The sequence below is a fragment of the Paenibacillus sp. J22FR83 genome (assembly GCF_059691955.1).
On the sequence record NZ_JCAUAM010000017.1, the window covers coordinates 56969 to 68641 of the forward strand.

9 protein-coding genes are annotated in these 11673 nt (G+C 42.0%); all 9 read right to left on the reverse strand.

Annotated features, from left to right (window positions below):
* Positions 1–29: 29 nt before the first annotated feature.
* The gene (locus AC58PV_RS27065; RefSeq protein WP_497435783.1) at positions 30–419 is read right to left on the reverse strand and encodes a hypothetical protein; all 390 of its coding nucleotides are present in this window, start codon (positions 417–419) and stop codon (positions 30–32) included.
* 80 nt (positions 420–499) lie between these two features.
* Positions 500–1225: a response regulator gene (locus tag AC58PV_RS27070; RefSeq protein ID WP_056611570.1), complete on the reverse strand. Its 726-nt coding sequence runs from the start codon at positions 1223–1225 to the stop codon at positions 500–502.
* A gap of 1 nt (position 1226) precedes the next feature.
* Positions 1227–2390 (reverse strand): sensor histidine kinase, encoded by a 1164-nt coding sequence (locus AC58PV_RS27075; protein ID WP_497435784.1) that lies wholly within the window; start codon positions 2388–2390, stop codon positions 1227–1229.
* Positions 2391–2488: 98 nt separating this feature from the next.
* Positions 2489–5092 carry a stalk domain-containing protein gene (locus tag AC58PV_RS27080; protein ID WP_497435785.1) on the reverse strand — a complete coding sequence of 868 codons (2604 nt, stop codon included), beginning with the start codon at positions 5090–5092 and terminating at the stop codon, positions 2489–2491.
* 198 nt (positions 5093–5290) lie between these two features.
* Positions 5291–5578, reverse strand: a complete 288-nt coding sequence (locus AC58PV_RS27085) for a hypothetical protein (protein WP_497435786.1) — start codon at positions 5576–5578, stop codon at positions 5291–5293.
* Positions 5579–5783: 205 nt separating this feature from the next.
* On the reverse strand, positions 5784–6998 hold the full coding sequence (gene metK, locus AC58PV_RS27090; protein ID WP_497435787.1) for a methionine adenosyltransferase: 1215 nt from the start codon (positions 6996–6998) through the stop codon (positions 5784–5786).
* A gap of 515 nt (positions 6999–7513) precedes the next feature.
* Positions 7514–7780 (reverse strand): alpha/beta-type small acid-soluble spore protein, encoded by a 267-nt coding sequence (locus AC58PV_RS27095; RefSeq protein WP_497435789.1) that lies wholly within the window; start codon positions 7778–7780, stop codon positions 7514–7516.
* 149 nt (positions 7781–7929) lie between these two features.
* The gene (locus AC58PV_RS27100) at positions 7930–8466 is read right to left on the reverse strand and encodes a hypothetical protein (RefSeq protein WP_497435790.1); all 537 of its coding nucleotides are present in this window, start codon (positions 8464–8466) and stop codon (positions 7930–7932) included.
* 78 nt (positions 8467–8544) lie between these two features.
* Entirely contained in the window at positions 8545–11544 is a 3000-nt protein-coding gene (locus AC58PV_RS27105) for an S-layer homology domain-containing protein (protein WP_497435792.1), read from the reverse strand.
* Positions 11545–11673: the final 129 nt, after the last annotated feature.

Genomic DNA, 11673 nt, shown 5'->3' on the forward strand with positions numbered 1-11673 from the left:
ATGTTAGTCAGTGTTGAAAGCGGTTGCCATCAAACAACAGGAATCTTCACGAGTTCCTCTCTATTACTGAGGTGAACAAGTACAACAGGATCTTCATCATGCTGACTTAGAAATCGATCAACGGCATCGTAGTCAGACTGTAAACGCAGCTCAAGAGCATACGTATGGGATAAACGCTCAATGATTTCTCTTGTATCGTCAGACGAACCCTCGTCAATAATCGTTGCCTTGACCTGGTTGCCTCTTACACGCGAAAAGAAAAATAATGAGCGAATTACCCACTCAATTTGATTTTGATTATTTTTGGTAACAAGTAAAACAGTAGCTGGTTTCTTCGTCGTTCCCTTACGTAATAAGAGATGCAGCACAATAATGCTCACGCCATAACAACCGAAGATACAAAGCAATCCAATCCACATAGCGGGTCCCTCCCTTACCTGCAGTGTATGCGGCAGTGCAAAGGGGGGTTCCTATAGGCACGGAAATGCAGTATCGCGAATTACAGCGTTACCCAACCATTTTTAATTGCAATAATTACCGCTTGTGTACGGTCATCAACTTCCATTTTCTGAAGAATACTACTCACGTGGTTTTTCACTGTTTTCTCACTGATGTACAAGAACTCGCCAATCAGCTTATTGCTTTTGCCTTCTGCCATAAGTCGAAGCACTTCTGCTTCCCTTTTGGTTAATGGACTGTTCGCATTATGTATGTACTTCAATCCTGAATCCTTTACGCCTGTTCCCGTACCAACCACACCAACGTCATCCAGATACGTCATACGTCTTAGTTGATTGATAAGCTTACCCGTTACTTTCGGATGGATGTAGGCATGTCCTGCAACAACAGAACGAATCGCATTAATCAGCGACTCTGCTTCCATATCCTTCAGCAAGTAACCTGAAGCCCCTTTACGAAGGGTCTCAAACACATAGCTTTCATCATCATGAATAGATAGAATGATGACTTTAATATCTGGAAAAATAAGTTTCAGACGTTCTGTTGCAATTACTCCGTTCTCAAGAGGCATGTTGATGTCCATGAGCACGATATCAGGCGTAATTTGATTACACAATTCAATAACTTGGATGCCATCGCCACACTCACCGATAACTTCCATGTCATCTTCCATATTAATAATCCGTTTAACACCTTCACGAAAAAGCTGATGATCGTCTGCAATGACAATATGCACATTGCGTTTGTGACTCGCCGTGTTGTCCATTCTAGTTATCCTCCTTGTTCTCTCCAACGCCGCCGATAGGGATGAGCATCGTAATTTTTGTTCCTGAATCTTTCTCGGACTCCAGAACCATGGTACCTTCTAGCAGCTCCACACGCTCTCTCATTCCCAGTAAACCAAAGTTATTCCCCTTGGCTATTCTTTGTTCTGTTAGCGGAACATCAAAACCGATTCCGTTATCCACAACATAAATCTGTACTTGATCTGGTTCTAGCGTGAGTTCAACAGATAAGAAGGTTGCTTTAGCATGTTTGTTTATATTCGATAAAGCTTCCTGTACCAAGCGGAAAATAGCAATTTCCAACCCAGACGGTATGCGTGTTTCTTTTCCGACCAAGTTAAACTGTGTGTGAATTCGATGTTTATCTTCGAAATCCTGCACATATTTCCGTAATGTAGGTACAATCCCTAAATCATCGAGCGCCATTGGTCGGAGGTTGAAAATAATTTTGCGCACCTCTTCAAGGCCATTTCTGACTTGTCCCTTTAAATCAACTAACTCATCCTTCACCGCAGAAATATCTTCCTTGACGAGCATCCGATGGGCAATCTCAGTCCGAAGGACAACATTCGCAAGGGTTTGAGCCATCCCATCATGAATTTCTCTCGCGATCCGTTTGCGTTCTTCTTCTTGGGCCAAAATAATTTTCAACCCCAGCAGTTGTCGATTCTTAGCAGACTCAATAATACGCGTTAGCTGATTGAGATCGCCCGATAAATATTCTAAAGCAACATTCATCTGTGAGACGATCGTTTCGGCCCGTTCTACCTGTTTGTCCACATTCTTCATGCGAACCTGCAAGTCATTGCGGCGGATCTTGAGATTATTCTCCTTTTCCCGCGCAATAGTTAACTGTAATTGAAAAGCGATAGCGGCTTCATAAGCAATCTTGATATCTTCTTCACGATACTTATTGAAATCCCGACTAACTTCCGTAAGCCTAATCCGCGACCGCTTGTATTCTTTCTCTAACATATCCACGAGATCAATCGTGACACCCGTCTCATGCTTAATGTCATTAAGCTCCCGAGTAAGCGACTCCTTCTCTAAGCGTGATGACTCAGCAATCTCAAATAATTGATATTTGCTGCTTTCCATGACGTTAATGGCGTTGGTTATGACCTTGTCTATAGCGTCTGGTTGCACATGAAACGAGCTCCTTTTATTGAAACCTTATAATAGTAAGTTGTCTACCCCATATTGTAGCATAGTTCTCGCCATTTGCCGTGTACTTCTAGTACTATTTATTCAATAGAAATTCCGTAATTTTGGGGATCCCAGCCTACTTTGAACCCTAACCTCTCTGAAATGAGGCGTAATGGGACCATTGTCACATTATTCATGATCGCTGGAGCTACTTCTGCCGTGACGCGAACGCCATTTACAAGCAGATCCGCTTGGTCAATCCATAGGTCAATTAATTTATCGCCACGCAGGACGGTTACCTTGCGCTCTTTATCGTCCCACTTCACAGTGCCACCCAATGCTTCTGTAACAAAACGAATCGGAACCAACGTATTATCCTTCACGATCGTCGGTGCTTGTTCCAATACCATCGGTTTGCTATTTAGTGTTGCTTGTTTCTTATTGACCGTCAGTTTAATTGCATTCTTCGGCAGTGTTGGCAATTGTCCTTTATAAATAAATGAAATATCGTCAATATTAATTTTCCCTTTAGTGGCTCTTTCATCCTGCCCGTTGAGTGGATTAGCCACATAAATACTTTTTACAACAAGGGGAGCCTTCAGACCCGAAACATCCGCCGTCACCTTGCGCCAGCCTGTCCAGTTCATATTTTCCGTAAAACTGACATAATTCAGCTTGCCATCCGCATCAATAACCTCTGCACGTACCCAATTGAAGCTGCCATCTCCCATGACTTTAGCCGTGATAAATTCAGGAGCACCTTCGATCGGAGCGCCATTTCCATTATTAAACCTTGCATAAGCAGCTTTCGTCCCTAGCCCTTTGGAGAAATCATAGGCGATTTCCAAGTTCTTGTTGCCATTGTTAGGAACGATATTAACCGTCGAAACAACCTCTGCCGGATATTTGTCCCCTGTTGTCATGACAGCAAACTTATCTAAATCGTACCACACTTTCTCCTGCCCTACAGGCAAAGTTACCATAGTGCTGTATCCATCATAGTGTGCAATGACCTGCGCCGTCTGCGCACCAGCAGTGCTATCTACGTGGAGGACTCCGTTGGTGATTGTCCCCTTAACTCCGCTTAGCTCCCAAGTCGCTGATGCCGCGGGTAATTCTCTTGTTGCTCCACTTCGTGTTGTAACGGTAATCGGAAGCTTGAAATCGCCGCCCTCTGTCAATGAGAAGGACCCCGAGCTGAATGCCATCGATGTAATCTGGTCACGCCCGACAACTTCAACATCCATCGTTGCGGATCCTTTGCCTGACTTGGCGACAATTTGGTTTTTTCCAGGCATTGTAGGTGTATAAACATTATCCTTGAACGAGCCATTAGCAACCGTGCTGCTCCATTGTGGAACAACTCCTGTTACAGCGATCGGATTATAATAATCATCATAAGCTTTAAATTGATAAGTGCTGGATTCATTTACGAATAATAAGGATTGTCCTTTTAAAATAAGACCTAACAACTCGCCCTTCGGCGCTGTCGAATATACGCCCAAACCATTGGCTACCGCACGTTGATTCCCATTCTGTGTTTTGTTCACCAGCTTCGGATCTACATCCCCAAGTGGCCTAGACACCATCTGTGTCGATCCACCGCCATCGAGGACCATCCCTCGCCAAACTCCAGCATCGATCATGAATTGCTGCAACTCTGGCAGCGTCATCCCGGCACTAGGACCGTTCCGATCTGCTGTAATGATATATGCCTTCTTCAGATCCTTGGAGTAACCGACTGCTGTCCTAGAAACAGGACTATATCCGCTAAAATCATTAATATTCCGCGTAAAATAACTCGGCTTCGCTTCATCAACTAGCAATGTGCTCCCACCGATAAGCATTTTGAAGTTCTTCCAATCATAGGTCTTCGACGCATCATGTGGAATCATGTCGTACTTCGTCGTGATTTTATCGCCAACTTTGAGATGGTTTACAATAAACTCTCTAGCCAAACCGGAGCCCCTTAGGATATAACCATCCGCTGGCGCAATCATTTTCACATTCGTATCCACTTGAATTTCCTTGACGATATCATTCTGAATGAGAGCCTCAGTAGGCACATGCGTGCCATCCACAGCGCGCTGCGTCATCGCCCAAGCACTTGTATAAAGGAAAAGACCGTCTGCAATAAGGGGAACGTCATTATCATCCCAGTAGAACGTTTTATTCACGCCACCCAGCTCGAACTTAGTCCCATCCTTGGCCGTAACCGTACCTTGGAAATCGAAAATATCAATAATCGGCTGATTCGTCTTCGTAATAGCAAAAGAATACAGCCCCGAAATCTTCGCCGGCGTCGCCATCACCTGACCGTTCGTAATCTGTGCACCCTCTGGCACTCCTTCTGCCTGGGTATTGTAGAAATCCCCGTTTACTCCGGCTACAGCACCTGTATCCTTCACCATGCCGAGCACACTCTGGTTCTTCGTGAATTGATTATTCGTTCCTGCCATTGCGTCTATCTTCACGTTCGGGTTCGTCAGATCCACTTCGATCACATTGGCGTTCACCGATACTTCCTTATTGCTTCGCGTTGTCGACCATACGTAGTTCTTCATAATTGCACCTGATGTGATCGTCTCCTGCGAGCTCAATGTTAGCTTTGATCCCGCGGCGCTCACTGTTACTCCCGACACCAACTGCCACACCATAGCGCAAGCCAATGCAGCCACTCCTACTTGCCTCTGTACCTTCACGTTGCCGTTCCACTCCTCTTATTATCTAATTCTTCCATGTCTATCTTTATAGCGATAACTATATAGACTCTTAAACTATGGAAAAAGTTACGATATTCACCATGTTGTATTCATATGTCATAGATAAGCTGTGAAAAAGTAAAAAAGAGCACAACCCTCCGGGGTCTGCTCTCTGCTTGAGATGCTTATATGTGATATTTATATGATCTTTTTAAGTTTGGCTTCTTGTTCAATCGAACGCGCTGAAAGGAGCTCAATAATCCTGTGTTGTTGCTCTTGCACATTTTCCAAACGCTTCACAATTTCATTCGTTTCCAGCACGGCTTGTTTGATTTGGGATTGTTCTAATTCTAGTCTGTCTAGTCTTGTGTCAATGCCATCTAATCGAGTATCAATTCCATCTAATCGAGAATTAATTCCAACAAGTAGTGGTGATAATTCTGCCTTAAGTATAGCGGTAAGTGCGTCTTTCAATTCGTTTTCCAATACATCGCTCTCCCTTCTCTTCTAATAAAACAGAACTTATCTAATATTCATCATAACATAATTCCCTATGAATTAGCATCAGATGACATATACATATTATACCACATATATTAGCAAAAGAATACAATAATATTTACTGTAGCAAATTATTACTTGGCGAAATGCACAACAAAAAAGCCGCCCTATAAAGGACGACCTCTCTATATTAATGCTTAAGCTCTAATGCTTGTGCTTTCAACGACTCAGCTTTATCTGTACGCTCCCAAGGAACATCTAGATCGTTACGGCCAAAGTGACCATAAGCCGCAGTTTGACGGTAGATCGGACGACGAAGATCAAGCTCTTTAATGATACCCGCTGGGCGAAGGTCAAAGTTATTGTGGATCAGCTCAACTAGCTTCTCTTCACTCACTTTAGCCGTACCAAATGTATCTACAGCAATAGATACAGGGCGAGCAACACCAATAGCATAAGCCAATTGAACTTCACATTTCTCAGCAAGACCAGCTGCTACGATATTCTTCGCAACGTAACGCGCCGCGTATGCGCCAGAACGGTCAACTTTTGTCGGATCTTTACCGGAGAACGCGCCGCCGCCATGACGAGCATAACCACCGTACGTATCAACGATAATTTTACGACCTGTAAGACCTGCATCCCCTTGAGGTCCGCCAATAACGAAGCGTCCAGTTGGGTTAATGAAGTAATTCGTCTTCTCATCCAACAAGTGAGCTGGAACGATTGGAAGGATAACATGTTCTTTAATATCTTTTTGGATTTGCTCCAAAGTTGTGTTCTCATCATGCTGTGTGGATACAACAATTGCATCTACACGAACTGGTTTATCATCGATGTATTCAACCGTTACTTGTGTTTTACCGTCTGGACGCAGGTATGGAAGAGTCCCATTTTTGCGAACTTCAGTCAAACGACGAGCCAACTGGTGAGAAATTGAAATTGGAAGAGGCATAAGTTCAGGTGTTTCGTTAACTGCGAAACCAAACATTAAACCTTGGTCACCAGCTCCAATTGCTTCGATTTCTTCATCAGACATAGAACCTTCTCTTGCTTCAAGAGCTCTGTCAACACCTTGTGCAATGTCAGGGGATTGCTCGTTCAACGAAACGAGAACCGCACATGTTTGGGAGTCAAAACCAAATTTCGCACGTGTATAACCAATTTCTTTAATTGTTTGTCTTGCAATAGCTTGAATATCAACATATTCAGACTTCGAAGTGATTTCACCAATTACCAAAACCAAACCAGTTGCTACAGATACCTCACATGCTACACGAGCATTCGGATCATTAGCTAGAAATGCATCCAAAACCGAGTCAGAAATTTGGTCACAAATTTTATCTGGATGACCTTCTGTTACGGATTCGGATGTAAATAAACGACGTCCACGAACTTGAACCATATTATTCATCCTCCTACATTACAATTAGTATGTTTGAAAAGCTTCTACTCGATGCCTCTATGATAAAAAAAGTGGGCCCGGCTTTAGCGGAGCTTTTCTCGCCAAACGGAATCCCTCTTTTGCGCTCATGCGCTGACAAGATCTTTGAATTCCGCACTGTTACAAATGGATAACACATAAATAAAGACAATACATGAATAAAGACAATACATGAATAAAGACAACATTAAAATGAACCTTCCCCTATAGGAAAAGGTTAAATTGAATATTGACCTTCAATTAACCATCCTACTTTATTTGTCGTGTATTGTCAATTTATAATTTCAAAACTAAGCAATTTTCTTATTAAGTTTACTTTAAGGTACGCTTCACTTTTTTTTCACAGCTAATATCTATAATACTCTTTATATGAAACTACAGCATTCGATAATTTTCGTAATCTCCTCAATTTGAAGAAAGAGGTCAGCCTATAGCCGACCTCTTTCTCATTACAATAATAAAAAGAATAATACCTCTTACAATGTAAATAAGGTTTCTTCTGCTCTTTGAATCAGACGCTGTGTCATGCGGCCACCAACGGCCCCGTTATCTCTAGACGTGATATGGCCCCAGTAGTCTTTTTTCGTGGGAGCTGAAGGGATAGAGCCAAGCTCACCAGCAAATTCAGTATCAGCATGAGCTGACATCGAATAACCTACTGGGAGACCTAACTCAGATGCAATTTCGTATTTTAAGATATCTAACGCCTTTTTCGATTCCGGAACCACTTTACTTCTAGCCATAGCCAAACGCCTCCCTAAGAGTTTTAGTTCAGATCATGCACTCGATAAGCAGCTACCCGATCTATGGGGTACGCTAATAGTATGGCTAGAATCGGCTTGCTGAAACGAATAAGAAGTTGTCATTTTGGGTAAAATTATGGAGTAAACATTTATTGCGAAACTTTACTTCCATCCGCATTTAAAATCAAATATGCACCACGTACCATGACATAAATGGTCGTGTCATTTTTTGGCGAAGGCTTGATGCCGCGGCCCTCGGTCGGGAAAATCAAAAGATGATTCAGCGCGACTTCCGTCCCCGCTGGCAGATCTTTGCCTCCCGTGACATCCGGGATGCCGTTCTCATCGTTGCTCACTGCTAACACCTTGCCGCTTCGCACGATAAATTCAGAGCCAGCGCCAGCATACAACGTTTGTCCATTTGCCAATTGGACAACCTTCATATTCGCCGCTGCCGTAGGGGTAGTGCTCGTGCCTCCGTTGCTCCCGCCAGCATTCGCTGCGATCGCGGAGGCCACAATTTCCTTCACCCTTGCTTCGCTTAAGGTGTTTTGCACGAAATAGCTCTGCGTGATCAACGGGTCGGTTGTTCCTGGAGATGGGGCTTCGGCTTGGGAAGTCGACGAAAATGTTAAAACTATAAAACTGCAAGCACTCAGAAGTAGGAGCTTTTTCTGTTTGTTCATTTGGCGTTCCTCCGTTTGAATGAATAAGAAAAGAGACCCCGAAGGGTCTCTCTCTGTTCTTATACTATACCACAGCTCTTAAGATGCAGGTACAGTTACAAGAGTTGTAGTAGTTTTACCATTGCTGGAAATAGCTTTCAATACAAACTCGTTAACAGTTCCAGTAAGTACAACTTTACCATTAACTACTTTAGCAGTACCTCCGCCTTGAACATTAGAGATAATGTACTGAACACCGAAGAAATCGTTGTAATAGTTGATGTAGTTTACATCTGCTGCTCCACCAGTTCCAACTACATATTTGTACTCAACACCATAGTTGTCAACAACTTTAGCATTAATAAATTGTTCGATATCTTTTGTTGAACTGTATGGCGCGTTCGCATCAGCAGTCAATGTTGCAACTACAGGTAAATCAGCTTTTACATTTACAGTGTATGTGAAGTCTTGTGTTTCGCCGTTTGCTTTGTAAACAACAGCAGTAACAGTAGTTGTACCTACTCTTTGACCAAGCACTTTACCAGCAGGTGTTACAGTTGCAATATTAGAATCTACAACATAAGCTGTCTTAACTTCTTTCAAAGCATCTGTAACTGCAACAGTATCGCCAGCTTTATCTTTAACTGTGACACCTACAGCTTTAGCAAACTTACTTTTACTTCCAACAGAAGAGTCGCTAGTAGTTGATTTTGCTTTGTCATTTGTTTGAATAGCAAACAAATCGGAAAGCGTGTTAGCGGAGTAAGTCAAATCTTTATTCTCGATTACTTCTACAGTTCTCTTGAACGGAGTAGAAATTTCTGCACCACCAACGTTTTTAGTAATCGTAAATTTAAGAGTAGTTTTACCTAACGTGGAGTTCGCAGTAAACTTAATCTCTTTATCATTCACTTTACCTTTAAGGTCAGTATAAGTATCCCCATCATGAATATCTACACCACCAATTGTGATTGCAGAAGTAGCGCCTTCGATATTAGCTTTAACTGTATAACCAGATGTTGTTGTGTCTAGGTTCTCACCGTACTGGTCTTTTACTAGTACTTTGTAAGTTGTACTTGCACCATTCAATGCTTTTTTAGCTGGTTCAGTTGTTCCAGAAAGAACTACGCTTTCAGGTGTACGAGCAGCTACAACCGTTAATGGTAATTGAGCTTGCGTTTGAATGTTAGCATTGTAGATTGACATGTAGAGGTAAACTACACCTCTCTCTTTTGCAACTACATTGTTAATTTTCAATTTACCTTTGTTCTCACCATACTTAACAATACCTTTAGAAGTTACATCTGGACCAGTACCAACAGATGCGCCGGAAACTGTGAAGCTAATGCTATCGGAATTATCAACAATATCTTGTGTGGAAAGTTGTTTACCTTCAGCATCGTAAGCTACGATAGGAATAAATTTATCAGCTGTATCACCATCTGCAATTGTTCCAGTGAAAGTACCAAATTCTAATTTAGTAGGCACGCTTGCTGCTTTCAAGGATAGTTTTCCAGTTGCTGAAGCACCTGTATCATAATACGTTACAGTGTAATCAGCAGTTTTATCCACTTTTTTACCTGCAGCAACTGTAACTTTCAACTTGTTATCTTCAACTTTTTTATCTAGGATATTCATGTCAGTTGGTGTGATAACAGGAGTGATTGTTGTTGAAGCATCGTCTACCATTTTGAAACCATATTGGTCATATCTTGTGATATCGAATGTAGCTTGGTCGCCTTCTGAAGATAGCGCAGTTTTACCATTTGTATAAACTGCATCTTTAAGCTCAACTTTGGATACTAGCTGTTTTGTTCCAATTTTAAACGTTTTGGATACAGAAACAGCAGATTGATTCAAACTTACTGTAACTGGTAGAACGCCAATTTCAGTTGGATATAATGTTGCGTCATGCGTGTCTACTTTCAAATCAAGGTAGCCTGTGTCAGCATTACGAGTCAATGCGCCAGAAGTTGAAGGGAATACGGAGTAGTTACCACCGTTCAAAGTAGCATTCTCACCATATTGGTTTTCAGCTTTAATTGAAAGAACAAGGTTAGCTGCTTGTGGAATCTTGTCACTAGCGTTAACGAAGCTAAGTTTAGTAACTTTTTCGTTTTCAGCTGTGAATGTTGCAGTCGTTTTGTCAACATTAGCTGCATCAAGACCGGATAGTGTAGCTGTGTAGCTACCTTCAGTAAGTTTTACACTTGTCAAAGTCAATACTACGGACTTCTTGTCATCTGCAAATTTTGCAGTTGTTGCTACTGCTAGGCTACCTTTTGTCAAAGCAACTTTAGCTTTAGTATCGTCAACTGGTTTGTTGAAAGAAACAGTTACTTGTTGTACGCCAGTAGGTTTCGCCTCGGAAACGGATACTTTACCTGGGGATACGTATTGAGCTTTCGCTTCGTAAGCACCAGTCAAAAGAAGATCGCGAGTCGCGTTGGATGTACCACCGAATTTACCGTCTGCTCCATTGGAGAGAAGTTTCAATTCAAGTGCAAGTGCTACATAACCTTGTGCCCAATTAGTTACTGTTGTATCAGTACCTGTTTTGCCTTTAGCATCAGCATCTTTACCAAGAACGCGAACCAAGAAAGTAGCAAGTTGTTCTTTTGTTACTTTACCAGCTGGGTTGTAAGTGCCTTCACCGTAACCATCAGTGATACCAGCAGTTTTCAAAGCTTCGATGAAAGGAAGCGCGTAGCCGTTAGCTGCGTCATCAGCTTTAACATCGGAGAAGCTGGAAGTTTTAAGGTCTTTGTTAACTTCGATACCTGTGATCAAAGCTGCAACTTTCGCAAATTGAGCACGGTTCATTTCTTCTTTCAAACCGAAAGTTGATTCGCTCACGCCATCGAAAATACCAGCGCTGATAAGAGCGTCAAATTTTGCTTTTGTAGCTGCGTCAAGATCTTTAAGATCTGTGAAATCAGCGGATGTTTTACCGAATGCTACGGAAGAAAACATGGATAATGCCATTGCTGCTGTTAGAACTACGGATAAACTTTTTTTCATAACCTTTTTTTCTCCTCCTTGAATATCTGTATAATTTTTTTCTTTAAAACCATCATTTTTTGAGCTCGATGTACTCATTTTTGGTTCACCTCCTTTCCAGAGTTAGAGCAAAAACTATAACTAAGTTCATTAGTAGCTCTATTGGCTACTTTAGAAACTAGTAATTTCGCGATAATATCCATTCATACCAATTCACATTATACAATG